Below are 26,031 nucleotides of genomic sequence, written 5' to 3'. Positions count from 1 at the left end.
TGACCTATTCCGTAGCGCGGGAAAACTCAATTCGCGGATGTGTGGCTGAGATAACTCCATCGAGCGGTACGCGTCAGACGTTGATGCGACTAAAGCGTTCTCGGGTTGAAGACGCAAATCTATGGTACATTGACCATTCGAGACGCTTAGTTATGACTTTCTGAAGTAACGTCTCGAATACGGACGCGACAGATCTACCTGGCCGAAAGCAATTCCTGCCGAGTTTAGGTGTGCTCGCCCTCTGACTCGTAGTCTCGAGCGGCCATCTGCTCCGGGAATTGTTGTCGTAACGAAAGTATCAATCACAACCTCGTGGCGGTGTATCTTGAACGAGTTCACGTCTTGGAACGACTGGCCAATCAACGTGTAGAAAAGTCTTTGTTCGAACCCAATAAAGAGCGCTTCCTCTTGAGAGACTGGTAGAACGCGCCCAAATACTTCACCACCGCGACTTGTCACTAGCGAGTCGCGAGTTTGAGGGAAACCGAATGGTGTACCATCCTGCCCTACAAGCTTGATGCCATCGAGGTCTTCGAATTGTTCGCTGTCGTGGATTGCGTTGATACGATTGCGGAGCACCATTAGAAAGTGAAATTTGCTCACATACGAAAGTCGTCGCTCATAGTAAGAGAGCCGACTAAGAAGTTTGTATTTTTGTGGAGCTATATCGGGAGCGACGCCTGCTGGGTCGATGAGATAGACGTCTGGTATGGCACCGGGTTCGGAAGGAATTGCAGTGATGACCCCAAAACGGTCGCAAGGGGCACTTTCTATCGGGCTACTGCTTTCCTCCTTCTTGGCGAGAATACTGGATTTCGCCCGTGAGATCGACGCGGTCTTTCGTCCGAATCCATCGAGGCCGAGAACGGTGCCTTTGCCCTCAACTTGGACGAAACGTTGACCTGTGCTGGCCAGTTCGTATTGATGGTCCAACGTCTTGGAGTCGTTTCTTTCGCCTATCCTTTCCCAGTCAGCCTCAGTTAGGTCATAGATTCGATTCATTGCGATGATGGCGATTCCTTCACCTATTCCTTGCGTGAGTCGCTTTTCCACCCGTGAAGGCGGGAGATGGGCGAAAAGTCCGTCCTCGCCGAAATTAAAGTAACTTTCAAACCAGCCAACACGTGAGCCAGCCTGTGCAGCTAGCTCTTCGTAGGTTCGGAATCCATCTTCGTTCATTTGTTCTGAGAACATCGTATGAACCATTAGCTCATCAGCCGAGATTTCCAACCCCCGTTGAACTAGCCGGTTGATTGAAGGGCTTTTCTCATGCGCTTCGAGAATCTCGCGCTGTGCCGCGTCGTAGTAGCTTACTTTGAACTCCATTACTGCCTCGAATACTTCTTAAGTGGGGGGACCTCGCTGCGTTCGCTATCCCAACCGCAACAAATTCAACTCATCCTTCTCCACCCCGAGCCCATGCTCCACGAGCAGCTTAACCAACTGCTCGCCGTCCATAAGACCCACTGGAACCGCATCGGGCCGTTCCGCCTCCTTGCGTGCTCCTGCGCTGAAATCGCTCGTCGTGATGATCAGGCCCTGCTCGTGTGAGCCGAGGCTTCCGCGGACTTGTTGGACGATGGGCGTCTGGATGTTGGACTTCCAGCGTTTGACCTGGACGGCCATGCGGGTGCGGATGACATCGCCGACGACCAGGGTGCCGCGGACGTCGATGCCGCCGTCGTTTTGGCGGGTGGTGACGTGGACTTCGACGAAGCCGAGGGCGACGAGGAGTTGGCCGACGAGCTCTTCGAACTCGGTCGGGTCCATCTCGTGGAGTTGGTCGTGGAGGCGGCGGCGGACGTTTTCGTTGTGGGCCTCGATGTAGGCGGTCAGGCCGGTTTGGTTCCAGCGGGTCAGGCCGACCATGCCGTCGCCCAGCAGGTCGAAGCGGGGCGTATCGCCTCGGTTTTTGCGGCGTTTGGTCTCCTGGTGGAGCGACGTGTACATCGTGCTCGACGGGTCTGTGCTCTCCGTGGCGAGCAGGCGCAGGTCGAGGGCGCGGTCGGTGATGTCGCGGTAGTGCATCGGCTCGCGGTCGGCGAAGACCTGCAGGACGCGCTCGGCGGCGTCGGTGAACGAGAACGGGTCGAAGCTCAGGCCGGTTGCGTCCGTGTCGGCGGTATCGTCGGGTTCGATGATGTCGACTTCGGAGGTGCTCTCGAGGCCGTCTCGGTTCAGGTCGTAGTAGCCGGGCTTCGTGCGCATGAAGTCGGAGGCTTCGCCCTTGTTTTTGATGTCGACTGCGAGCACGGAGCCGACCGTCGCCTTGGGAGTCGCGCCGTCTGTGGTCCAGAGGCCGCGGTCCATGATGCGCCTGGTGATCTCGGCGTAGTGCAGGGGCTCGCCGGCGTCGGCGAGGACGATTTTTGTGGCTTCGGCGACCGTGAAGGTCTCCGTGGGCGCTTCTTCGACCAGTTCTTCATCTGGGCTTTCGACCAAAGCCGGTTGTCCACCATCGTTTTGCAGCGCGCCCAGCGCGACGACGTCTTCGGGCAGCTCGTGGCTGCGCGGCCTGGCGAGGGCTTCGGCCAGGTCGTCGGGAACCGTGCCGTCGTAATGGTCGAGCACTGCGCGCCCTTGCGGCGTGAGCGCCCAAGTGCCTCGCTTGACGCTGTGAGAGAGACCGGCCCGCTTGAGACGGTCGTGAGCCCAACCGATGCGGTTGTGGTGAACTGGCTGGTGACCGCTGGGCAGGAGCTCCTCGCATTGGCTCTCGGTGAGGCCGATGCGGGTGGCGATTTTGTCGTAGGCCTGCTTTGTGGTCAGCCCTTCGGGATGCTCGGCGAGCAGCTCGAAGAGCGGTGCGATATAGGCGTCGAAGGTGGGTTGTTCGTCGGCCATCGGGCGTCCCCTGAACGTGGGTGGTGTTCTTACGGGGTACTGTCGGTGATATTGGGTGAAATTGCTAGTGGGAAGGTGGGCGATCCCCGCTACGGGCAACGCATGTCGGCTCCGCCTCCATGCTCGCCCGCAGCTATAAGCTCTCTTTCACCCACAAGGGGTTCCGGGGTTGAGGGGGCTCGCTCAGTCCGACAGCTTCGAGCTGTTGTGGGTGTGGCTTCGAGTGGTCGAGAGGTGGTTTTGTGCGGGGTCGACGGTCTCGAACCCCTTGCGGGTGTTACGGAACTTGTAGCTGCGGGCGAGGGAGGGGACCGGAGGGAGCCGGACGTTGCCCGTAGCGGGGGTCGACGCCTTGGAGTGGTTCGCCGAGGAGGCGTGGCCGGTGGTCAAGACGGCGGCGCCGGTGGTGTTGGCGTTGTTGTAGGTGCTTCGCGTTTCGCTCGACTCGCCGGCCTTGGCGAGTTAGCCTCGGTTGTCGGCTAGACCCCAGCGTGAAGCCCGAAGCGTGTTGAGCACCAACGACATCAAGGAAGAACTCAGCTACGCGTACGTGCACGCCGTCGCCAGCAAGACGGCGTTCTCGTGCGATCGTGTGTCGAAGGACCGCGACAGTATCGACGTAACCATTCGAGCGAAGGGGAAGCTCGCCGAAGATTCGAAAGTTTACTCGCCCGTGCTGGACTTGCAGCTCAAAGCAACCTCCAACGCTACAATTCGAGAAGGTCAGGTCGTCTTCGACCTCAAGATGAAGAACTACGACGAGCTACGCGAGCGTTCGCAGACACCGCGGTTGCTCGTTGTGCTGGTGCTGCCGGCCAACGAGGACGAATGGCTGGAGTTTGGGGCCGAACAATTGGTCGCGCGTCGATGTTGTTATTGGTACAGCCTGCGAGGGGCCGAAGAGGTCGATAACGAGACGAGTCGACGCATCGAGATCCCTCAGGTGCAGGTGTTTTCGCCCGAGCAGTTGCGCGCGCTGATGGTCAAGGCGTCACGCTACGAGGAGATCGGCAATGAGCTATAAAGGTCTCGACCGACATCTCGTCGAGAAGGTGCAGGCGGCCGACGTTCGTCAGTACCTGCTGGCGAACGACTGGCGTCGCGTTCCCGATTTGCCGGACGAAGTGGCCGTGTTTCGGCGCGATGGGGACGGGCAGGAAGTCGTCGTGCCGATGACGCCGGAGTTTCCCGAGCATCAGTATCGGCGTATGGCCGAGGCGATTAGCGACATCGCCGGCTACGAGGAGCGCGCCGCCGAGCAGGTCCTCAACGACCTGTTGACCGGCCCGGCCGATGTCGTGCGCTTTCGAGTCGACGACCCGTCGGTCGCCGACGGGACGATTCTCATCGAAGATGGCCTCAACCTCTTCGGGGGCGCCCGAAAAGCCTTGCTCGCCTCGGCGTGCTCGGTCGTGGATCCGCAAGCATATTACGCGCGGCTTAGCAGGGCCGAAGCGTCGACCTTCATCAAGGCGTGCCGAATCGCCAGTGAGCCGGGGAGCTTCATAGCGCGTGTGATTTGCCCGTTGGACGCTGTTCCTGTGGAGCTGGGCGACGAACAGTTGGCTTTGACCGATGAAAACGGCGAGCGCCTCGCTCCGGAGCCGTTCACTCGGAAGGTCACTGGATCGCTGATGAAAGCGCTCGACGCGCTGGTGACTCGCACGAACCGCGACGAGATCGAATCGCTCTTCGAAAGCCCCGCTGAACAGCGCCTGAGCGCCAACTTATGTGATGCGCTTCTCGAGATGCAGCCGGCGGGGCGAACCTCCTCGCTCACCGTCGCGTCCCACTGGGCAGCCCGACGACGTCCCGTCGATGCCCCCGCGTCATGCGTCGAGCTGCGCTCCGAGCACTTCGACGTGGTCGAGCAGTTGGCCAATCGCCTGCGTCCTCAACGGGAGGCAGAAGAGAGTTCGTTCATCGGGACGGTCATCGAGTTGTCGGGCTCGCCGGGGAGTGACGGACGGCCGCAGGGCCAGGTCACGCTTCGGCTGCAAGATGGCGACGATCTGCTGACTGCCCGGGTGAACCTGAAGGCCGAAGATTACGCCACGGCCGGCCAGGCCCACTTTGCAAACCGGCACATCAAGATATGGGGCACACTGCATCGGCGAGCGCGCATCCATCAGATTACGGCATACGACCGCCTCACGCTTTTGGATGACTCGGTCGAGGATGCGTTGTCGTAGTTATGCGTAAGGTGGGCTGGCAGCGCGGCGCGCCAGAAATGGCGCTTGCGCCCACTCCATGCTGGCGAGATGCTGCCCCCGTTCACTGAGACGTACTGGGGAGCAGTAGATGTCAGTCGAAATGTCCGAAGAGGACGACAAGAACGCGACGGTGCTCAAAGCCTAGCACGCGCAACGGCAAGGTCGTGTTGGCGCAGCATCGAGATATTCACGATGCGGAACTCGGAGCCGAGTACACGGTGAAGGTGTATCGGAGCGAGAAAGAGCAATTGGCCGACGGGAACTGGCGGCACACTGAGATTCGGCTGGAGCCGGATAGCTCGGATGATAGCTATGCGCCGATTGTGATTACCGACGCGGAGCCTGGGGAGTTTCGGGTGGTGGCGGAGAGCGCGCTGGGAGATAGGATCGAAGAACGCCCCCTGAAGGGTGTACGGTGTGGTTGCGATTCCAATCCACCATTCACCCAAAAGGAGGCGTGATGAGTACTATGTACGTTGGCGCAGACATTCACAAGTCGACCTCAACCGTTGTGGTCAAAGACGAGCAAGGGAGGACGGTAAGCAAGTGGGTCGGCCACACCAGCGCAGAGAATCTGTCGACGCAGGTCATGGCCATCCCCGGTACAGTGCACATGACCTTTGAAGAGTCTCCGTACGCTGCTTGGATGTGGGATACGCTGCATCCGCTTGTCGACAAGCTGGTGGTGTGTGACCCGAGACGAAACAAGCTCATTGCCGAAGATGACAAGAGTGACGAAATCGATGCGGAGACCCTGGCTGATCTGCTCCGCGGTGGATTCCTCAAGCCAGTGTACCATGGCTCCCATAGCAGCCGTGATATTCGCCATCTGGTCAAGAGTTATCAGCAGGTCATCTCGGATCGAGTGCGCATTAAAAACCGTTTATGCGGGCTCTTCGACGGCTACGGTGTTCGGACAAACGCCAAAGAGCGCTACACATGTGATCAAAAGGCTCGCGAGACACTGCTCAAGAAGCTTCCAGGGCGCGGCATCCAACAGCGAGGGCGTCGACTCTATGTCCAGCTTGATCTGCTCGATGAACTGGTCGACGAGGCCCTTCGAGACATGATCGCTGAGGCTCGGCGCTTCGATGCCTTCGAATGGATCAAGAGCATCCCGGGATTCGGTGATAAGCGAGCTGCCGCGACCATCGGCTGGGTGCGCACCCCCCATCGGTTTCGAGGCAAGCGCCAGTTCTTCAAGTATGTCGGATTGGCTGTCGTGCATCGAAGCACGTCAGATTGGAGGCAAGGAGCAAAAGGCCTCGAGCGAAAGAACAATGGCCAGACGATGGGGCTCAACAACAAGTACAGCCGGCCGCTCAAAGATATCATCAAAGGCGCCGCAGTGACGGCCGCAACGACGGACCCGGCATGGGGCGCACATGAGGCTGCACTGATCGATGACGGGATGGACCGGGAGATCGCCCGGCTGACCATCGCCCGGAAGCTCGCGTCGATCTTATTGTCCATCTGGAAACGAGGAGAACACTACAACGCAGAAAAGACAGTGCTAAGAGGGTCGTGACGTCCACCTGACTCGGAGCGCCAGCTGGCGAGTCCGTGAACAGCGTGGGACGACCTGGTCGGGAAGAGACTCTCGTCGCTTCGTGAGCCGGCTCAAGCCAGCCGAGTTCCACTGGGAGATTAGTCCACCCGCATGACCAGAACTTATCTTGGCCCTCGAGGTCCAAATAGGAGCGTGGTCGGCACTTTTGCTACGACCCGATTTAGATAAATGCCCCCCATGAGCATTCACCCAGACTTGTCGCAGGAGATCTCCGAACATACGGGGGTTCCGGACGACACAACCGGTGTTGCCGGGGGCTAGAAGCTCAAAAGACGAGGGCCCCTTGGAACGAACCACTCTGCTCTTGACCTTCTTCTTCATAGGAGCGCAGCGACCGAGTACCCCTGGGGTGTTGCCCGTAGCAGGGGTCGATCGTCGTTTGGTCCTCGTCGTGCGGTCCGGCCGACTCGGCGGGCGATGCCCGCACTCGGCGACCGGAGGCGGCCAAGCTGGCCGCGCTCCTGTGTGTCTCGCTCAGACGCCCTACCGTAACCATCGACGATGATCTAAGCTCCCCGCTCGACCCATGAGCGACGAATCCGCAAAACCCGACCACTCTCCGGCCGCTTGGAAAGCCTTCTGGGCGGATTGGCGTGCGGCGAACGAGCACCTCGAGGCGATGCCTCACTGCGAGGTCACGATGACGCCGGGGCGTCTGGAGGTGTATTGCCCTCGCTTCGAGCACCGGTCGCCCTGGAAGGAGGCGATCGTGTTGCTGGGCGGGGTGGGGAGCGTTGCGCTCTGGTCGCCCGCGGTCGCTGCGGTGCTCGGCGTGCTTTCGGTGCTCTTGCTCGGGTGGGTCGCGAGCGGGAGGGCCGGGCCGGCGCCCGAGCGGCTTATCATCGAGGATGGGGTGGTCGAGCTCGAGCGGGTCGCCTCCGGTTCGGCGGCTCACCGCGTCGAGCGGGCGGTCGAGTCGGTCTATCTGCCCTCGGCGCGCATCGCCACTGCGCAGGTGCGTGCGCGGATGGACGGCGAGCACGCGGAGTTGGCCGAGCAGTTGGAGCGGGAGGGGCTGCATATCACCGGCGAGGATGACCGGGGGCGGTGGGTGTTCGGCGAGGGGCTGGCGTCGGAGAGCAGTTGGGCGCTGGGCTTCGATGTGGGCGACAACGGCGAATTGGCCTGGTTGGAGCGCAAGGTCGGCGCCTATTTGCGCCTGGTCCGCGGCGGGTACGAGCCCGGCGGTGAGGCGGCGGTGGGCAAGAATCCGGCGTATGCGGCGCACGACGCGTGGATGGCCGAACTCCCCGCCGACTCGCCGCGTGCGTCCAGCCCGGGCCGCAGCGGGGCCGAGGAGGCCGACCGACGCCGCACGCAAGAGGAGTTCGCCGAGGCGCTGCGCGCCGACGCGTCGCCGGCGCTTCCCGAGGGCTCGGCCATCGAGCGCGTCGACATCCCCGACGGCGTTCGCCTCGAATTGCCCGGGCCGGGGCTGAGCGCCGAGAGAGGCGTGGCGGTGCTCTTCATGAGCGCGCTCTTGCTGGGCTCGCTGGCCCTCATCGCCGGCTCGATCGCCGTGGGCGTGTCGTTGACGGGGTGGACCACCATCTTCGGGATCCTCGTGCCGCTGGCCGTCTTCTTGCTGCTCGCCTTTGCGGTCGGCGCCGCCGAGCACCTGTGGCGCGAGCTGAGCGCCCTCGTGCTCCACGAGCAACTCTCGATCGACAACAGCGGCCTGACCCATCGCCGCGGCCGCTTCGGCCTCGAGTCCGTCGCCTTCATCCCCTACGACAAATTCGAAGACGTCAGGCTCGACTTCAAACCGAACACGCTCGACGCCCTGTACGTCTACAGCTTCGACGCCGGCCCCCGGCGCATCGCGCTGGGTCACTCCTTCGACGAGCTCGTTTGGACGGCTCGGCAGATCGAGGACCATATCGGTCCGCGGTCGAAGGTTGGGCGTGGTGAGGAGTATGTCTTTGATTTCTCGGAGGAGGGGCGGGAGGAGGTTGTTCGGGAGGAGCGGGAGCAGCGGGAGGAGGTTGAGGAGGTTGTTGGAGGGCATGGGGGGTGATGTGCGTTTGAAAGCTCCGGTGTAGGCATTGCCGGTTCGTGGCGGTGCCCCCGGCCGGCCTCTTTCGGAGCGAGTGCTTCCAGCGCTCGCAGACGAGGGCAAGATGCCCACGCACCGAACAAAGCGAGTGCTTGCAGCGCTCGCAGACGAGGGCAAGATGCCCACGCACCGAACAAAGCGAGTGCTTGCAGCGCTCGCAGACGAGGGCAAGATGCCCACGCACCGAACAAAGCGAGTGCTTGCAGCGCTCGCGGACGAGGGCAAGATGCCCACGCACCGAACAAAGCGAGTGCTTGCAGCGCTCGCAGACGAGGGCAAGATGCCCACGCACCGAACAAAGCGCGCGCAGACGAGGGTGAGCGGGGGCTATTCGACGTTTGTGCCGCGGAAGAGAAAGTAGCCGAAGCGGCCGTCCTCGAGGCGGGTGATGTCGGCTTGGATGTCGTTCTGCGGTAGGCCCGCTATTGACGTGGAACTAACATTGAAGGGCGGACGATTCGCTCTGCTTGCGCGAGGCGGCGGTCCTGCAGCTAAGCCACGTGGCTATGGCCCTTCCGCATCGCCTCGCGCAAACGCCACGAGTCGTCCGCCCTTCAATCATAATTACTTCAATAGCGGGCGTGGGCCTTCTGCAAGGCGTACGTCTCTATGCCACCTTCCACAGCCGCGCGGCGATATGCCGTTCGAATTCGGGGACCTGCAGCTCGACGGCCTCGCCGAAGGTGCCGACGGTGGTTGTGTGGACGATTTCGCCGGTGACGTCGTCGACCCATTCGACCTTCCAGCGGCCGGCGGGTAGCTCGAGGTCGACGGTGGTGTCGGTGACCGATTCGCCGTACGACTTGCGGTCGTCCATAAGCCACAGCGCCACGGCGCGCTCGCCGCGCAGTGTCCATCGTTTGGTGCCGTCGGGGTGTTCGACGACGTCGTCGGCGCGAAGCGGGGCGCGGGTTAGGAGCGGCTTCATGAAGCGGTCGAGCACGGCGAAGTGGCGGGCGCGTTGGGGCGTCATCGGGTGGTCGCTGTCGACGTTGAATTGCGGGGCGCTGTGGGCCAGGGCGCCGGCGCCGGACATCGTCAGGCTCCAGATGCCGACCTGGGTGTGGTCGTAGGGCTTGCCTTCGCCGCCGTAGGCGAACTCGCCGCAGAAGATGGGCTTGCCGTACCGGCGGGTCTGCTCGACGCGCATGGTCAGCTCGGCGGCGAGGTCGTGGACGTTGTAGATGTCGGGGCCGTAGCGGTGCCATTGGACGAGGTCGTTGGCTTCGTCGGCCCACCACTTGGTCTCGTCGCCCTCGACGTTCCAGTGCAGGCCGACCGGGCCCACGGTCACGAGGTGGTCGTAGGGGTCGATGCGCTCGAGGCGCGCGGCCATGTCGCGGGCCCACGGGGTCCAGGCGGTCTCGGCGATTTCGCCGTCCCACTCGGGCTCGTTGAGCAGGTCGATGGCCAAGAGGTTCGGCGAGTAGCCCCAGCGGTCGACGACGTACTCGATGCGCTCGAAGGCCTGCTCGCGCACCTCGGGGTCGTCGAAGAAGTCGAAGCGGTCTTCGGCGGGGCCGCCGCGCTCGACGTTGTAGGGGTTGTCCGCCCAGCTCTTCCAGGTGTCGGGCTCGGGGGAGAAGCCGATGGCCCAGGGGACCAACACCACGTAGATGCCCTCGTCTTCGGCCGCCTCGAAGATCTCGTCGAAGCGTTGGGCAACCTCCTCGTCGAATTCGCCCACCTCGGGCTCGAGGCAGCCGGGCTGCTGGCCGTCGTCGGATTCTTCGTGCTCGCAGTCCGAGAAGACGAACACGCGCAGGGTCGTCATGCCGTTGTCGGCCATGTACTCGACGTACTCGCGGATATCCTTCTTTTCGTAGTTCCAGGTGGGGTCGTAGATGTTGATGCGGTTTTCGCCCAGCAGCATGAACGGCGAGCCGTCGTCGAACTCGAGGCCGGGGAAGCCGCCGTCGGGGTCGACGCGCACGAAGCCGGGGTGGTCGGAGGCGACGGTGCGGAACTCGCCTTCGGCCAGGACCGAGCCGCCTTCCTCGACGATGGTGTATTCGTAGCCGCCGACTTCGACGGGCGTGAAGCGCACGCGGCGACGATTTCCATCTTTGTCGCTACCGTCGGGGAACGCGCCCACCACGACGGTGTCGCCGTCGGGCTCGACGAATTTGGCGGTGGCGTCGGCTTCGCCGGGGGGCAGCGCGATTTCGACTTTGTCGTATTGTTCGTATTGGGTGACGTGCTCGACGCGCTCGGCGGGCTTCTGTTCGGCGACGTCGGACTTCGACGCGCAGCCGGCGAGGGCGGCGGTGACGAGGAGGAGCGACGAGATGTACGCGAGACTGACTTTTCGCATGACGACCGGAGCTTGGGGACTGCAACCACGTAATTGTGCGACCCATGTAGTCGTCGCGCGGGCGTAACATTCCCCAGTCGAGTCAGCGCTTTAGGTGGGCGGTCAGGTGGTCTGGCCCTCTTCGGAGATCCACTGGAGGACCTGGCGCAGCCGCTTGTGATTGATCGGCTTGACGAGGTGGTAGGCGAAGCCGGCTTCGTCGCTCTTGCGACGGTCGCTGGCGTCGTCGTAGCCGGTGACGGCCACCAGCGAGAGGCTGTTGGCCGAGGTGTGTTGGCGCAGTCGGTGAGCGACCTCGTAGCCGTCGTAGTCGGGCAGGGCGATGTCGAGCAGGACGACCTGCGGGGAGAAGCTTTCGGCGAGGTCGACGGCTTCGTCGCCGTCCTGGGCGACCTCGACCTGGTGGCCGTCGACACGCAGCAGCATCGCCAGGGACGCGGCGGCGTCGGTGTTGTCGTCGACGACCAGGACGCGCTGGGCGCGGCCGGTGGGTTCGTCGCCGGCGGTCTTGTCGAGCGGGGTCGAGGCCTCGCTGGCCAGGGGCAGGTGCACCACGAAGCGGCTGCCTCGTCCTTCGCCCTCGCTGCTGGCTTGGACCGTGCCGTCGTGCATCTCGACGAGCTTTTTGACGAGGGTGAGCCCCAGCCCCAGGCCGCCCTGAGAGCGGTCGATGGAGACCTCGGCCTGGCGGAACATGTCGAAGACGTGGGGCAAAAGCTCGGCGTCGATGCCCTTGCCGTTGTCGGTGACCTCGACGAAGAGGAGGCCGTTCTCGACGCCGGCGCCCACCGCGATGTGGCCGCCCTTGGGGGTGTATTTGGAGGCGTTGTTCAGCAGGTTGGAGACGACCTGCGTCAAGCGCGTCGTGTCGCCGATGACGGTGGCGGGCTCGTCGCTCAGGAAGATGTCGAGCGACTGGTTGCGCTTGTTAATTAGGGGGCGGGCGATTTCGAGGGCGCCGCGGACGATCTCGTTGATCTGGACCGGCTCGCGCTGCAGCTCGATGCGCCCCTCGTTGATGCGCGCGACGTCGAGCAGGTCGTTGACCAGGCGCGACAGGTGCTTCAACTGGCGCTCGATGATGTCGAGCCCCCAGTCGAGGCGCTCGTTGGGAGCCTGCTGGTCGCGCGCATCCTTGAGCACGTAGGTCGCCGTGGAGATGGCCGCCATCGGGTTGCGAAGCTCGTGGCCGAGCATGGCCAAAAACTGGTCCTTGTTGCGGCTCTCGCGCCGGGCCAGCTCGGCCATCTCTTCGAGGCGTCGATTCTTGCGCTGAATCTCCTGGCTGCGATCGTAGAGCTCGGCCTCCATCTCGGTGACGCTCGACTCGAGGGAGTTCTCCTTCTCTTTGAGCCGCATCAACTCGGTGACGTCCTCGACGCGGTGGATGATCTCGCACAGCTCGCCGTCGTCGTCGAAGACCGGCGAGTTGCGCGGGCTCCAGTAGCGCGTCTCGAAGGAGCCGTCGGGGCGGCGGATATCGTATTTTTGCACGGCCACCGTGTCGGCGACCTTGTCGCGGCGCACCGTCTCGAGGGAGGCGCGAAGGTTGGCCACGCCCGTCGCCTCGGGGTCGTCGGGGTTGTCGGGAAAGACGTCGAATATGTGCCGGCCGACGATGGCGTCACGCTCGGTCAGCGTGGCCTCGAGGTAGGCGTCATTGACCGCCACGATGGTGAAGTCGGGGTCGAGCACCAGGTAGGGCTCGGGCGCCGACTCGAAGAGCCGACGAAAGTTCAGTGGATGCTGTGATTTGGACGGGGTCATAGAGGACACGGAAATGGGTCGTGGTCGTCGAATGCGCCCCCGGAGCGAGGTTCGATGAAAGGTAGAACACTGAGGCACAGGTGCAAGTAAACATTTTGGTGGGGGTACGGGGACGGACACGGGTACGGCTACGGACACGGACACGGACACGGACACGGACACGGACACGGACACGGGTGTGGTCGCGGACACGGACACGGGTGCGGTCGCGGGGCTGGGGCTGGGGCTGGGGTTTGGGCTCGCGCCGCGGCGGTATTGATGTAGTATGGAGGACCAGTGAATCAGAGCGTGGTTTGTCGTCCGTGCAACGTGAGGAACCCTTGGTGAAGTCGAAGCAGTCGAGCAGTTGGAGCCGTATCGGCGTGTGGCTCGTGGTCCTCGTGGGGTGGGGGCTGGTCGCGCCGGGGTGTTCGAGCGACCTGGGCATCGAGCGTGTCCAGTTTCAGTGTGCGGAGGACGCCGATTGCGGCGACGGGCTGACGTGTCGGGCCGGGCTGTGTGCGGACGAGGCGCAGGTCGAGCAGCAGTGCTCGGACTATTGCGACACCTTTTTGCAGCGATGTGCGTCGAGCCAGATCGAGGCGCTGTTCACCTTCCGCGACAAGCCCGAGTGCATGGAGGTGTGCCGGACCTACCCGACCAACGGTGAGGAGGGCGACACCACCGGCAACACCCTGCAGTGTCGCGCCTATCACCTCGAGGCGGCCGCCAGCGACGCCTCCACGCATTGCCCGCACGCCTCGGCGCGCGGCGTGCAGTTCTGCGGTGACACCGACCGCAAATGCCTCTCCTATTGCTTCCAGTTGATGGACACCTGCACGGGCGGGAACCGGCAATTTGACACCCCGCAGGACTGTCTCGACGCCTGTGACGGGTATCCCAAAGGCACCGTTGCAGGCGAGCAGTTCGACACGCTCGAGTGCCGCCTCGGCCACCTCGCCGACGCCATCGAAGGCGTCGAGGTCGAGCTCAACTGCGACAACGCCGGCGCCCAGAGTCCTGCTTGCACCCGCTAGCCAGCCCCCGCGACGAGAAGGAACCCCATGTATCGTGTCGAACGAGTCAAAAACACCGCCCTCGCCATTGCGCTGGTCGCGGCCGGCGTGGGCCTGCCGCGCGCGTCTTTCGCGCAGCAGCCCATCGAGAAATATGCCCAGGCCAACCCGAGTGACGACCAGGTCAAGCTCAACCAGTCGGCCGTCGAGGCGATTCTGGCCGAGGACTACGAGAAGGCGGCCGGTCTGCTGGAGGCGTCGCTGGAGCTGGGACAGCTCAACGTGACGTGGCTCAACCTGGGGCGTGCGTACCAGAAGCTGGGGAGGTGCGACGAGGCGCGCAAAGCCTACCTGTCGGTGGTGACGGCCCCGGCGGTCGACGAGCCGCCTGCGAAGCTCATCAATGCGAAGGCGGAGCAGTATCTCGAGGAGTTGGAGGGGGAGTGTGAGGAGAAGGGTGAGGAAGTAGGGGAGGCAGAGGGGGAGGGGAAAGAGCAGGAGGTCGTTCAGCCGGTGGAGCCGCCCGAGTCGGGGATGTCGCCCGTGGTCGGGTGGAGCACGACGGCCGGCGGCGTGGTGTTGTTGGGGGCGAGCGCGGGGCTCTGGTTGTTGGCCGAGGAGGAGTACGATGCGGTCGAGCAGGGGCTCGACGAGTCGAAGCGTGCGTCGGATGGGTCGGTGAGCGCGATCACTCGCCAGGAGGCGCTCGACCGGCGTGACCGCGGCGACACGTTGAATACCGTGGCGTTGTCGTCGGCCATTCTGGGCACGGCGGTCACGGGCCTGGGCATCTATTGGCTCGTGTCGAGCGGGAGCGACAGCGATGCCCAGGTGAGCGTGAGCGCCGACGGGGAAGGATGGAGCGTCGGGTTTCGCTCGCGGTTCTGATCAATCAACCCTACACAATTTGGCGTATTGCTCGCGCAGCGCGGCGTCGTCGGCGACATGTTGGGTCGCCGAGGCGATGAGGCGTCCGACCTCGTCGCGGCTGATCTTGACCGGTGCGTCGGCGACGAACATCGCTTCGTTGCCGTCGGCGACGGCCAGGGTGCGCACGGCCATCCACAAGGGGAGCAGGCAGAAGAGGCGGATGCCGGTCTGCTCGGCGGGGATGGCGAGTGTGTACTCGAGGGCGGCGTCGAGGTGCTCGCGGGCGGTGTCGAAGACGGGCGCTACGGCGGCCCGGGCGTCGTCGTGACGGGTCTCGTCGAGCATGTCGGCTGGGGTCAGCCCGTGGGCGCGCCACAGCGTCTGCGGGATGAAGCACCAGCCTCGGGTCAAGTCGTCGGTCTGGTCCTTGAGGATATTGACCATCTGCAGGCCGAGGCCGAAGCTCTCGGCGTATTGGTGCATGCGGGTGAAGCGCTCGTGGCTCAAGTCGTCGATGGCGTGGCTGAAGAGGCCGGTCAAGAGCCGGCCGACGGTGCCGGCCACGAAGTAGCAGTAGCGCTCCAGGTCGGCCACGGTGTTGAGCGTGACGACGCCGTTGGCGCCGGGCTGGCGGTGGCCGTACAGGCTCATGCCGCGCACCATCTCGCCGGTCCACTGTACGCACACCCTTTGCATCGGCTCGGGGAGCTTCTCGAAGACGCGCAGGACGCGGTCGAGGTTCGTGGCGAGCTCGAATTCAGGCGCGTCGGCCTCCAGCGAGTGCGCCAGTTGGCAAAAACGCGCGGGGGACTCGCCGTCTTCGAGCACCGCGAGGAACGCGGTAAACAGCTCGTCGCGTGCGCTCTGCGACATGTTCGGGTCGTCCTCGACGGTGTCGGCGATGCGGCACAGCAGGTAGCCGCAGGTCGTCGCGGCGCGAAGCTCGGCAGGCAGAAGCTCGATGGGCTTGGAGAACGTGCGCGAGACCTGTACCAGGCTGTGCCAACAAAACGCCCAGGCCTCGTCCTCTTCGCGGAGGGCCGGCGGGGGCGGTGGGCTTTTCTGCAGGTTGGTGCTCGGCGCGGTGCTCATCATCTCCTCTCGTTTGCTCGGTAAGGTTATGGTCTGGTTAACCTAGGGGCTATGCGATGCGCCGTCTATTCTCCACGTGTTGGAATAAGGCTGGGCGCGTAAACAGTCGCCCAACCGCCCACTCCTTTGGCGCCCACCCCTTGAGCGAGCGCGCGGCTCGCTTACATTTCATCGAGAGCGTTCGAGCTACACAATCAACCACTTCCAATACCAGGGGGAAGGTATGTCGGGGGGATATGTCCGCGGTATGGCAGTCGTCTGTTTCGGGCTTGCGATAGCATCGTTGGGGGGATGCGATCGGTATGTCAGCCATCAAAATGAAGTCGACCCGTGTCAGCGCCTGCAGACCGCGCAGGCTGCCAATATTTGCGAGTTGCTGTCGACTGAGCTCGACAAGGCCGAGCAGCCCGCCAACGGCGAGGGCCTGGTGGTCTTTCGAAGCTATTGCGACGGCATCGAAGAGCGCAGCTCGATGGCCGGCGCCGAGGCCGAAGAGGCGCTCGCCAAGGCGGTCGCCCACCGCTTCAACATGGGCGCGCCCGACGACGATTGCGTCTACGCCGCCGAGTGGCTCACGCCGCGCGGGGACAAGGAGCCGTGGGCGGCGGTCGACGCCATGGATACCTACCGTCCGACCGTCGACGGACTGGTGATTCGCCGGGCGCCACACGAGGCGGTCACGCCGCTCGACTTCACCGGCGTTCGCCCCGGTGAGTCGGTGGAGGCGATTGCGCTGCTGCCGCACGTCTATCGGCGCCAGTCACGCGACGCCGACTATATGCGCGCCGAGACGCCGGTGCAGGTGCACGACGTGCGCGGCTTCGTGCTGCGCGACGGCGAGGTCTCCGAGTTTCGCTACCACCGCAAGCGCCACGCCAAGATCGACGAGGAGACGCTGACCGAGGGCGTGCACCGCGCCGCCAAGTGGTTCGAGACGATGCGCGACGAGGAGCAGAAGCGCTTTTATTACGAGTACAATCCCTACCGCGACAAGTACGTCGACGAGGAGTACAACCTGCTGCGCCACGCCGGCTCGAGCTGGTCGATCATGCAAGCCTACGGGCTGACCGGCGACGAGAAGCTGCGCGAGCTCGGCGAGTACGCGCTCGACTGGATCGTCGGCCACAGCCGCACCGAGAAGAAGCAGGGGCGCACGATTCGCTTCGTGGTCGAGCCGTGGAACAACAAGGCCAAGCTGGGCGGGGCGGGGCTGTGGCTGCTGGCCCTGGCCGAGCACGCCCGGCTGACCGGCGACACGAGCAACCTCGAGCTGATGCAGCAGATCGCCAACTATATCTACTTGGCCCAGGACCCGAAGACGGGCAAATTCGAGAGCTTCCACCAGAACGGCGAGGTCTTCGCCCCCGACTTCGACTCTGATTATTACCCCGGCGAAGCGATGTTCGCGCTGCACCGCGCGCGGCCCTTCCTCGAGGATATCCCGGTGTGCGACGTGAGCCGCAAGGGGCTCGAGTTCATGCTGCGCGACGAGCCGCGCAACATGCCGGCGACGGAGTACCGGTTCGTCAACCAGTGGAACGCCTACACGATTCGCGAGCACCGCCGCGACTGCGACAACAAGCAGTTCGACTGGGTCTGGCACCGCGACCTCGACCATATGCTGGCCACGTCGGCCACGCTCGACGACGACCCGGTGGTGGCCGGAGCCTACGAAGGCCGAGACGGCGATTTCTCCATCTCGCCGACGCGCCTCGAGGCGCTCACGACCATCTGCGCCGAGCTCGGCCGTGAGGACGAAGGGATCGCGCGCCGCTGCGCGCCCATCGTGCGCCGCACCGCCGCGCTGCAGCTCAGCTTCCAGCATCGCCCGTCGAATACCTGGCCGTGGCGCAACCCCGAAGCCGCCAACGGCGGGTTCGGCCGCGGACTCGACGACGAGTCGATTCGCATCGACTTCACCCAGCACCACCTGTCGGCGATGTACAACGCAGTCGACTTTTTACGCCATGTAGCTCCTCATAAAAACGCGGCGGATCGACTCGAGCTCGCCAACCGAGAGCGCAGCTTCCCATTCAACCTCGTGGGGGATGCGACGTGTGAAGGTGGCGGGTCTGGTAAGTGCCTGTAAAGGCTTGGTTATGTGACGGGGCGTGCAGGTGTTGCGTACGAGCGGCTCCGGCGCGCCCCTGTCGTTGTCGAATGGGCAAAGAGCTATAAAAAGGACCGCCGGGAAGTCCTAAAATCGCGCAAAATATGCGTTGGTGCCGTTGATCTGCTGGCCTGAACCTCCAATCCTGACTCTATTGTAGTTCATGATTCGGATGGTGGTTCGGATGTCGCAAGGGAACAGCGAAGGTCTGTCGGAGACTTTGAGTGAGGCCAGTGAGGCCGAAGTGCGCGATATTCTGGTCATCGACGATGATCCCGCCAACCTGACCGCAGTCGAGGTGGCGTTGGGCGACCTGGGGCGGCGGATCGTCAAGGCGCAGTCCGGGCGAGAGGCGCTTCGCCATCTGCTGGAGCAAGACTTTGCGCTGATCCTGCTCGACGTCCAGATGCCCGAGATGGACGGTTTCGAGACGGCCCGGTTGATTCGAAGCCGCGACCGCAGCGCCCATGTCCCCATCATCTTCATCACCGCCTACGAACGCGACGACGACGAGGTGTTGCGCGGCTACCGGCTGGGCGCGGTCGACTTCATGTTCAAGCCGATCGTGCCCGAGGTGCTGAGAGCCAAGGCGTCGGTCTTCGTCGCCCTCCAAGAGCGCACGGAAGAGGTGCGCAGCCACCAGGTCAGGCTCCGCGAGATGGAGCGCCGCGAACACGATCAGCAGCTGGCCGAAGAGCGCCGACGCTGGGAGACGGAGCAGCTTCGTCAAGAGAATCGGCGCAAAGACGAGTTTCTGGCCATTCTCAGCCACGAGCTTCGCAACCCGCTGGCGTCCATCGTGGCAGGCCTCGAGTTCATCGGCGCGCTCGACGTGCCCGACGATAGGTTTGCCGGGGCGCATACGCTGATGAATCGTCAGATCCATCATCTGACACGCTTGGTCGACGACCTGCTCGACATTTCGCGAATCTCGCAAGGCAAGATTGCCCTCGACAAGTGCCAAATGGACCTGCGCGAGGCGGTCGAACACGCCGTCGAGAGCGTGTGCTTGTCGACCTCCGATCGCGGCCATGCGGTCGAGATAAGCTCGCCGGAGTCACCGGTGTGGGTCCACGGCGACCGCGACCGGCTCATTCAAGTCGTCGCCAACCTCTTGAGCAACGCGGTGCGATACACCGAGGCCGACGGACACATCGAGGTCGAGCTGACCGCCGAGTCGACACAAACCCACCTGCGGGTCGCCGACAACGGGCGAGGCATCGAGCCGCAGGCCATCGACCACATCTTCGAGCTGTTCACCCAGGAGAAGACCGACGGCCAGGGGCTGGGCCTCGGGCTGACGCTCGTGCACCGGCTCGTGCAGATGCACGGCGGCACGGTCGACGTGCGCAGCGACGGACCCGGGACGGGGAGCGAATTCGTCGTGAGTCTACCGCTCGTGACCGAGGCATCGGCGGCCGAAGACGGCGGTCCGAGCGCGGAGAAGGAGGCGGTCGAGAGTCCGCAGTATGCTCCGCTCAGTATTGCGCTCGTCGACGATGACCAAGACGTGCGCGAACCGATGCGAATGCTTCTCGAGACGTGGGGGCACACGGTGACGGACGCGAAGAGCGGCGAAGAGGGCGTCGAGCTCGTCGTCGCGCAGCGTCCGGACGTCGTCCTCATGGATATCGGCATGCCCGGCGTCGACGGGTATGAGGCCGCACGCCAAGTGCGCCAGACCCTTCGCGAGTCGACCCCACGGCTCATCGCCATGACCGGATTTGGAAGCTCACGTGATCGTGAGCGCTCCCGGGCCGCCGGCTTCGACGCCCACATTGTCAAACCTGCTCGTCCAGACGAACTGAAGCGCATTCTTCGAGGAATCGATCATGACAACGAGCTCTGAGTCCACCCAAGCCGACGGCGGTCAAATGGCACCCACGTCCGACGCCACCATGCAAACCAGCGCCGATCAACTCGACAAAGCCGAGCTGCTGGCTGCGCTTCGACAGTTCCAACGCGGCGACTTTTCGGCGCGTCTGCCCGACCGGATGACCGGGCTCGACGGCGAGATCTGCACGGTGTTCAACGAGATCGCCCAGCATGCCGAGGGGTTGGTCGAAGAGATCGGTGAGGTGCGTGAGGAGGTCGGCGTCAAGGGGCGTACCGAGCGCCGTGTGCGCGGCAACGGATCGTCGGGCGACTGGTCGCGGCTGGTCTTCTCGGTCAACGAGACGATCGACGATCTGACGTCTCACAGCGACGAGATTGCGCGAGTGGTGACCGCTGTCGCCAAGGGTGATCTGACTCAGACGGTCGATATCGACCACGCCGAGACGCACCTGCAGGGCGACTTTCTTCGCCACGCACGCGCCGTCAATGGGATGGTCGAGCAGCTGGCGACCTTCGGCTCCGAGGTCACGCGTGTGGCTCAAGAAGTGGGCATGGAGGGCAAGCTGGGCGCGCAGGCCAACGTGCCCGGAGTCAGCGGGGCGTGGAAGGAGTTGACCGACAGCGTCAACTTGATGGCCTCGAACCTGACCGCGCAGGTGCGCGAGATCGCTCGCGTGACCACAGCGGTTGCTCAGGGCGACCTCACCAAGACCGTCAACATGGAGGTTAAAGGTGAGATTCTCGAACTCAAAAACACCATCAACACCATGGTCGACCAGCTCGGCTCGTTTGCCGACGAGGTCACCCGTGTCGCGCGTGAGGTCGGTAGTGAGGGTATTCTGGGTGGTCAGGCGCGGGTCCGTGGGGTCTCGGGCGTCTGGAAGGAGCTGACCGACAACGTCAACCTGATGGCGTCGAACCTGACCAGTCAGGTCCGAAATATCGCCGAAGTCTCGACCGCGATTGCCGAAGGTGACCTCTCCAAGAAGATTACGGTCGAGGTCAAAGGCGAGATGCTCGAGCTCAAGAACACCATCAACAAGATGGTCGACCAGCTCAGCTCGTTCGCCGACGAGGTGACCAGGGTCTCTCGTGAGGTCGGTACCGAGGGTAAGCTGGGCGGACAGGCCGAGGTTAGCGGCGTGTCGGGCGTGTGGAGGGAGTTGACCGAAAACGTCAACTCGATGGCGCTCAACCTGACCAACCAGGTGCGAAATATCGCCGAGGTCATCACCGCGATTGCCGAGGGTGACCTGTCCAAAAAGATCACCGTCGACGCCCGCGGCGAGATCCAAGCCCTCAAAAACACGATCAACGACACGGTCGACAAGCTCAACCACTTCTCGGCGGAGGTGACGCGTGTGGCGCGCCTCGTCGGTACGGAGGGGACGCTGGGCGTCCAGGCGGAGGTCAAAGGCGTGTCGGGCATCTGGAAGGAGCTGACCGACAACGTCAACACGATGGGCCGCAATCTGACCGACCAGGTGCGTGACATCGCCGAGGTTACCACCGCTGTCGCCAACGGTGACCTGTCCAAGAAGATTACCGTCGAGGTGCGCGGCGAGATTTTGCAGCTCAAGAACACCATCAACGCGATGGTCGATTCGCTCAGCTCCTTTGCTGACGAGGTCAACCGAATGGCGCGCGAGGTCGGCACCGAGGGTGTGCTGGGCGGCCAGGCGCAGGTCCACGACGTGTCGGGCATCTGGAAGGAGCTGACCGACAACGTCAACTCGATGGCGTCCAACCTGACAAACCAGGTGCGAAATATCGCCGAGGTCGCCACCGCGGTCGCGAGTGGTGACCTGTCCAAAAAGATTACGGTCGACGCGCGCGGCGAGGTCCAAGACCTCAAGGAGACCATCAACAACATGGTCGACCAGCTCAACGCGTTCGGCGCCGAGGTCACGCGTGTGGCGCGTGAGGTCGGCGTCGAAGGTAAGCTGGGCGGTCAGGCCGAAGTCGAAGGTGTTCGGGGGATCTGGAAGGAGCTGACCGACAACGTCAACCTGATGGCGTCGAACCTGACCAACCAGGTGCGTGACATCGCTGGGGTGACGACCGCGGTCGCCAACGGTGACCTGACCCGAAAGATTACGGTCGAGGCGCGAGGCGAGATTCTCGAGCTCAAGAACACCGTCAACACGATGGTCGACCAGCTCAGTTCGTTCGCCGCCGAGGTCACCCGACTGGCAAGTGAGGTCGGCGTCGAGGGTAAGCTGGGCGGACAGGCCGACGTTCGCGGGGTCAGCGGCACCTGGCGCGACCTCACTGACGCCGTCAACTCGATGGCGACCAACCTGACCGACCAGGTCCGTAATATCTCGCAGGTCGCCTCGGCGATTGCCGAAGGTGACCTTCGAAAGAAGATCGTCGTCGACGCGCGAGGCGAGATTCTCGAGCTCAAAAACACCATCAACACGATGGTCGACCAGCTCAACTCGTTTGCCGAGGAGGTCACCCGAGTCGCCCGTGAGGTCGGCACCGAGGGTAAACTGGGTGGCCAGGCCGAAGTCGAGGGCGCGCGCGGCATCTGGAAGGAGTTGACCGACAACGTCAACTTGATGGGCTCGAACCTGACCGCTCAGGTCCGCGACATCTCGCAGGTCGCCACGGCGATCGCGCAAGGTGACTTGGGCCGAAAGATTACCGTCGAGGTGCGCGGCGAACTCTTGGAGCTCAAGAACACCATCAACGGCATGGTCGACCAGCTCAGCTCCTTTGCCGACGAGGTGACCCGGGTCGCCCGCGACGTCGGTGTCGAGGGTAAGCTGGGCGGACAGGCCGAGGTGCGCGGTGCGTCCGGTATCTGGAAGGAGTTGACCGACAACGTCAACATGATGGCCTCGAACCTGACCGACCAGGTCCGCGATATCGCCCGCGTGACCACGGCGGTCGCAAACGGCGACCTGTCGCAAAAGATTACGGTCGAGGTCAAAGGCGAGATTCAGCAGCTCAAGAACACCATCAACACGATGGTCGACCAGCTGAGCTCGTTCGCCGACGAGGTGACGCGTGTGTCGCGCGAGGTCGGCCTCGAAGGTGAGCTGGGCGGCCAGGCCGAGGTCCGAGGGGTCAGCGGCACCTGGCGAGAGCTGACCGACAACGTCAACGTCATGGCGCGTAACCTCACCGAGCAGGTCCGCGGGATTGCTCGCATCGTGACCGCGGTCGCAAACGGTGACCTGAAGCAGCAGTTGCAGCTCGACGCGAAGGGCGAGATTTACGCGCTGGTCCAAACCATCAACGACATGATCGTCACGCTGTCGACCTTCGCCGACCAGGTCTCGGGCGTGGCGCGCGACGTCGGCGTCGAGGGTAAGCTGGGCGGTCAGGCCGACGTTCCGGGCGCTGCCGGCATCTGGCGAGACCTGACGAACAACGTCAACGAGCTGGCCGGTAACCTGACCCGACAGGTTCGCGCGATTGGCGACGTCGCCACCGCGGTGACCAAAGGTGACCTGACGCGAACGATTGACGTCGAGGCGCGAGGCGAGGTCGCCGAGCTCAAGGACAATATCAACCAGATGATTCGCACGCTGGCCGAGACCACGCGGGTCAACGAGGAGCAGGACTGGCTCAAGACGAACCTGACCCGCTTTACCCGCATGCTCCAGGGCCAGCGCGACCTGATGACGGTCGCCCGCCAGGTCTTGGACGAGCTCGCCCAGACCGTCGAGGCCCAGCACGGCGCCTTTTACATGATGCAAACCGACGAGGATGACGAGCCGATTCTGAAGCTGTTTGCCTCCTACGCGTTCAACCGCCGAAAGCACTTGGCCAACGAGTATCGCTTGGGGGAGAGCATGGTCGGCCAGGCTGCGCTCGAGAAGCGGCGCATCCTCATTTCGAACGTGCCCGGCGACTACGTCGTCATTGGCTCGGCGCTCGGCGAGGCCGCGCCGCTCAATATCGTCGTGGTCCCGGTGCTGTTCGAGGGCGACGTCAAAGGCGTCATCGAGATGGCGTCTTTCGAGGACTTCACCGCCATTCAAATCGCCTTTATCGATCAGCTCATCGAGAGTTTGGGCATCGTCATCGCGACCATCGAGGCGACGATGCGTACCGACGAGCTGCTGCGCCAGTCACAGGCGATGGCGCAGGAACTGCAAGCTCAGCAGCAAGAGCTCCAGCAGACCAACGAGGAGCTCGAGCACAAGGCCCAGCAGCTCACCGCCCAGCGCGACGAGGTCGAGCGCAAAAACCGTGAGGTCGAGATGGCCAAGCAGGAGCTCGAGGAGAAGGCCGGCCAGCTGGCGTTGACCTCGAAGTACAAGTCTCAGTTCCTGGCGAATATGTCCCACGAGTTGCGCACGCCGCTCAACAGCCTGCTGATCTTGTCCAAAAAGCTCGCCGAGAACGTCGAGCACAACCTCGACAGCCGCCAGGTTCAGTACGCCACGACCATCCACCAGGCAGGCTCGGACCTGCTGGCGCTGATCAACGAAATCCTCGACTTGGCCAAGGTCGAATCGGGCACCATGACCGTGGAGGTTCGCGAGGTGCGCTTCGAAGACCTGTACGAGTACGTCGACGGCAGCTTCCGCCAACTGGCCAAAGAGCGCGGCTTGGAGCTCTTCGTCGACATCAAGCCCGAGCTTCCGGACGTGATGATTACCGACGATATGCGCCTTCGCCAGGTGCTGCGAAATCTGCTGTCGAACGCCATCAAGTTCACCGAGTCGGGCAGCGTGACGCTTCGAGCGCGCGAGGCGCGGCCCAAGGAGTGGGAGCACGGCAGCGAGTCGCTCGAGATGGCCGACCAGGTGATCTGCTTCGAGGTCGAGGATACCGGCATCGGCATTCCCGAGGAGAAGCAGCAGATCATCTTCGAGGCGTTCCAGCAGGCCGACGGGGGCACCAGCCGAAAATATGCGGGCACCGGGCTGGGGCTGTCGATCAGCCGAGAGCTCGTGCGCCTGCTCGGCGGCGAGTTGAGCGTCGAGAGTGAACCTGGCGTCGGCAGCACGTTTCGGCTCTACCTGCCGCGGCTGTACAGAAGCGCGCAGCGCACCGAGCGCTCCTCGACCCTCGACGAGGTGGCGCCCAGCAACCATTACGCCGGCGACCACATGAAGATGGCCGTCGATCTCGGCACGTCGCGGCCCCCGCGGGACGACCGCAACGATATCGGCGTGGGCGACCGCGTGGTGTTGATCGTGGCCTCCTATGAGTCGCTCTCGCGTCGCCTGGTCGAGGCGGGGCGGGCGGCGGGCTTTAAATGCGTACTCACCTCCGAGGGCTCGGACGCGCGGGCCATGATCTCGGAGGTCACGCCCGATGCGCTGCTCATCGACACGGCGCTCGCCGACATGGACGGGCGGGTCTTGCTCGACCAGTTCAAGCACGACCCTCGCATCCGTCATGTGCCCGCGTGCTTGGTCCTCAACGAGTCGAGCCTGCAGCCAAGGCCGAGCCTCCGCGCCTGGTCGACCGTGCAGCGCAGCGCCGATGACACAGAGCTCGAGCAGGTCGTCGAGCGACTCCGGAGCTTCGTCGACCGCGCAGAGCGTCGCCTGCTCGTCGTCGGCGCCGACTTCCAGGTGTTGCCCGACAAGTTTGGCAACGGCGACGTCGAGACGGTGCATGTGCCGACGCTCGCGCAGGCGGCATGCCAGCTCGAGGGAGAATCGTTCGATTGTGTCGCCGCCCCGGTCGAGCGGCTCACCGATGATGTCGATCGGTTCATCGCCGCGCTCTCCGCGCAGAACAGGTTGGATCGCCCGTCGATGGTCTTGTTCTGTGGCGATGAAGTCGAGCCGGCCGACTCCGGTGTGCTCCGCAGACTGGGCGAGCACGTCCTCTTGCGCCTGACGAACACGGCCGAGCACCTGTTCTACGAGGCCACGATGCTGTTGCATCGCGATGACCAGTGGCTGACCAAGGCGGGGGCGAGGGTTATCAAAGAGACGTCGCGAGGGGGGCCGGAGTTCCACGGAAAGCGCGTCTTGGTCGTCGATGACGACGTGCGAAATATCTTTGCCATCACCGCGCTCCTCGAAGAGCACGGCCTCGAGGTCATATTCGCCGAGAGCGGGGAGGAAGGGCTGTCCAAACTCGAAGGCGTCGATCTGGTCTTGATGGATATCATGATGCCGGGCATGGACGGCTACGAAACGACGCGTCGGATTCGCTCGCGCTCGGATTTCAGCAATCTTCCGATCATCGCGCTGACCGCCAAGGCGATGATGGGAGACCGCGAGAAGTGCTTGAACGCCGGGGCGACCGACTACATAACCAAACCCGTCGACGCCGAGCATTTGGTCGCGATGCTTCGGGTTCGTTTGGCGGAGTCGGAATGGACGGAGCAGGGGGAAGTGCGGTGAGCGCCTCGGGTTTAGGGCGCGGGCGGAGTGTGTGAGCG

At 63.6% G+C, this 26,031-nt stretch carries 15 protein-coding genes; 10 read left to right on the top strand and 5 right to left on the bottom strand.

Annotated features, from left to right (window positions below; all coding sequences use genetic code 11):
- Positions 1-150: 150 nt before the first annotated feature.
- Positions 151-1,326 (bottom strand): hypothetical protein, encoded by a 1,176-nt coding sequence (locus tag FIV42_RS01805; RefSeq protein ID WP_141196011.1) that lies wholly within the window; start codon positions 1,324-1,326, stop codon positions 151-153.
- 45 nt (positions 1,327-1,371) lie between these two features.
- Positions 1,372-2,844: an HTH domain-containing protein gene (locus tag FIV42_RS01800; RefSeq protein ID WP_141196010.1), complete on the bottom strand. Its 1,473-nt coding sequence runs from the start codon at positions 2,842-2,844 to the stop codon at positions 1,372-1,374.
- 508 nt (positions 2,845-3,352) lie between these two features.
- Between FIV42_RS01800 and FIV42_RS01795 the strand changes: the two genes are divergently transcribed.
- From FIV42_RS01795 to FIV42_RS01775, 5 genes are all read left to right on the top strand, one after another.
- A complete protein-coding gene (locus FIV42_RS01795; protein WP_168210326.1) occupies positions 3,353-3,868 on the top strand; it encodes a DUF4365 domain-containing protein in 516 nt (171 codons plus the stop codon).
- Positions 3,858-5,036, top strand: a complete 1,179-nt coding sequence (locus tag FIV42_RS01790) for a hypothetical protein (protein WP_141196008.1) — start codon at positions 3,858-3,860, stop codon at positions 5,034-5,036. Before FIV42_RS01795 ends, FIV42_RS01790 begins: the two co-directional genes overlap by 11 nt.
- A 481-nt stretch (positions 5,037-5,517) precedes the next feature.
- Positions 5,518-6,585, top strand: a complete 1,068-nt coding sequence (locus FIV42_RS01785) for an IS110 family transposase (RefSeq protein ID WP_141196007.1) — start codon at positions 5,518-5,520, stop codon at positions 6,583-6,585.
- A gap of 568 nt (positions 6,586-7,153) precedes the next feature.
- Positions 7,154-8,644 carry a hypothetical protein gene (locus tag FIV42_RS01780; RefSeq protein WP_141196006.1) on the top strand — a complete coding sequence of 497 codons (1,491 nt, stop codon included), beginning with the start codon at positions 7,154-7,156 and terminating at the stop codon, positions 8,642-8,644.
- A gap of 103 nt (positions 8,645-8,747) precedes the next feature.
- Positions 8,748-9,044 (top strand): hypothetical protein, encoded by a 297-nt coding sequence (locus tag FIV42_RS01775; RefSeq protein ID WP_141196005.1) that lies wholly within the window; start codon positions 8,748-8,750, stop codon positions 9,042-9,044.
- 246 nt (positions 9,045-9,290) lie between these two features.
- Here FIV42_RS01775 and FIV42_RS01770 read toward each other — a convergent pair whose 3' ends face one another.
- Both FIV42_RS01770 and FIV42_RS01765 read right to left on the bottom strand, forming a co-directional pair.
- Positions 9,291-10,997 carry a cellulase family glycosylhydrolase gene (locus tag FIV42_RS01770; protein WP_141196004.1) on the bottom strand — a complete coding sequence of 569 codons (1,707 nt, stop codon included), beginning with the start codon at positions 10,995-10,997 and terminating at the stop codon, positions 9,291-9,293.
- Between the two features lie 102 nt (positions 10,998-11,099).
- Positions 11,100-12,764, bottom strand: a complete 1,665-nt coding sequence (locus FIV42_RS01765; protein ID WP_141196003.1) for an ATP-binding protein — start codon at positions 12,762-12,764, stop codon at positions 11,100-11,102.
- 323 nt (positions 12,765-13,087) lie between these two features.
- On the opposite strand from FIV42_RS01765, the gene FIV42_RS01755 reads away from it, so the two are divergent.
- Positions 13,088-13,780 carry a hypothetical protein gene (locus tag FIV42_RS01755; protein WP_141196002.1) on the top strand — a complete coding sequence of 231 codons (693 nt, stop codon included), beginning with the start codon at positions 13,088-13,090 and terminating at the stop codon, positions 13,778-13,780.
- 27 nt (positions 13,781-13,807) lie between these two features.
- Positions 13,808-14,647 carry a tetratricopeptide repeat protein gene (locus FIV42_RS01750; protein WP_141196001.1) on the top strand — a complete coding sequence of 280 codons (840 nt, stop codon included), beginning with the start codon at positions 13,808-13,810 and terminating at the stop codon, positions 14,645-14,647.
- On the opposite strand, the gene FIV42_RS01745 is transcribed toward FIV42_RS01750, so the two are convergent.
- Positions 14,648-15,721 (bottom strand): squalene/phytoene synthase family protein, encoded by a 1,074-nt coding sequence (locus FIV42_RS01745; RefSeq protein WP_168210325.1) that lies wholly within the window; start codon positions 15,719-15,721, stop codon positions 14,648-14,650.
- A 283-nt stretch (positions 15,722-16,004) separates the two neighbouring features.
- On the opposite strand from FIV42_RS01745, the gene FIV42_RS01740 reads away from it, so the two are divergent.
- From FIV42_RS01740 to FIV42_RS01730, 3 genes are all read left to right on the top strand, one after another.
- Complete coding sequence (locus FIV42_RS01740) at positions 16,005-17,810, top strand: glycoside hydrolase family 88 protein (RefSeq protein ID WP_141195999.1); 1,806 nt, start codon at positions 16,005-16,007, stop codon at positions 17,808-17,810.
- A gap of 205 nt (positions 17,811-18,015) precedes the next feature.
- The gene (locus FIV42_RS01735; protein WP_168210324.1) at positions 18,016-19,680 is read left to right on the top strand and encodes a response regulator; all 1,665 of its coding nucleotides are present in this window, start codon (positions 18,016-18,018) and stop codon (positions 19,678-19,680) included.
- Positions 19,664-25,993: a HAMP domain-containing protein gene (locus FIV42_RS01730; RefSeq protein WP_222615358.1), complete on the top strand. Its 6,330-nt coding sequence runs from the start codon at positions 19,664-19,666 to the stop codon at positions 25,991-25,993. Before FIV42_RS01735 ends, FIV42_RS01730 begins: the two co-directional genes overlap by 17 nt.
- Positions 25,994-26,031 lie beyond the last annotated feature (38 nt).

The organism is Persicimonas caeni, assembly GCF_006517175.1.
GTDB lineage: Bacteria > Myxococcota_A > Bradymonadia > Bradymonadales > Bradymonadaceae > Persicimonas > Persicimonas caeni.
Note: the sequence above shows the minus strand (reverse complement) of the source record. Positions and strands in the feature narration are given on the sequence as shown.

Bases quoted from the DNA above. Each gene is read 5' to 3' on its own strand.
- FIV42_RS01805 (WP_141196011.1), bottom strand. From the start codon at position 1,326: ATGGAGTTCAAAGTAAGCTACTACGACGCGGCACAGCGCGAGATTCTC.
- FIV42_RS01800 (WP_141196010.1), bottom strand. From the start codon at position 2,844: ATGGCCGACGAACAACCCACCTTCGACGCCTATATCGCACCGCTCTTC.
- FIV42_RS01790 (WP_141196008.1), top strand. From the start codon at position 3,858: ATGAGCTATAAAGGTCTCGACCGACATCTCGTCGAGAAGGTGCAGGCG.
- FIV42_RS01785 (WP_141196007.1), top strand. From the start codon at position 5,518: ATGAGTACTATGTACGTTGGCGCAGACATTCACAAGTCGACCTCAACC.
- FIV42_RS01780 (WP_141196006.1), top strand. From the start codon at position 7,154: ATGAGCGACGAATCCGCAAAACCCGACCACTCTCCGGCCGCTTGGAAA.
- FIV42_RS01775 (WP_141196005.1), top strand. From the start codon at position 8,748: ATGCCCACGCACCGAACAAAGCGAGTGCTTGCAGCGCTCGCAGACGAG.
- FIV42_RS01770 (WP_141196004.1), bottom strand. From the start codon at position 10,997: ATGCGAAAAGTCAGTCTCGCGTACATCTCGTCGCTCCTCCTCGTCACC.
- FIV42_RS01765 (WP_141196003.1), bottom strand. From the start codon at position 12,764: ATGACCCCGTCCAAATCACAGCATCCACTGAACTTTCGTCGGCTCTTC.
- FIV42_RS01750 (WP_141196001.1), top strand. From the start codon at position 13,808: ATGTATCGTGTCGAACGAGTCAAAAACACCGCCCTCGCCATTGCGCTG.
- FIV42_RS01745 (WP_168210325.1), bottom strand. From the start codon at position 15,721: ATGAGCACCGCGCCGAGCACCAACCTGCAGAAAAGCCCACCGCCCCCG.
- FIV42_RS01735 (WP_168210324.1), top strand. From the start codon at position 18,016: ATGTCGCAAGGGAACAGCGAAGGTCTGTCGGAGACTTTGAGTGAGGCC.
- FIV42_RS01730 (WP_222615358.1), top strand. From the start codon at position 19,664: ATGACAACGAGCTCTGAGTCCACCCAAGCCGACGGCGGTCAAATGGCA.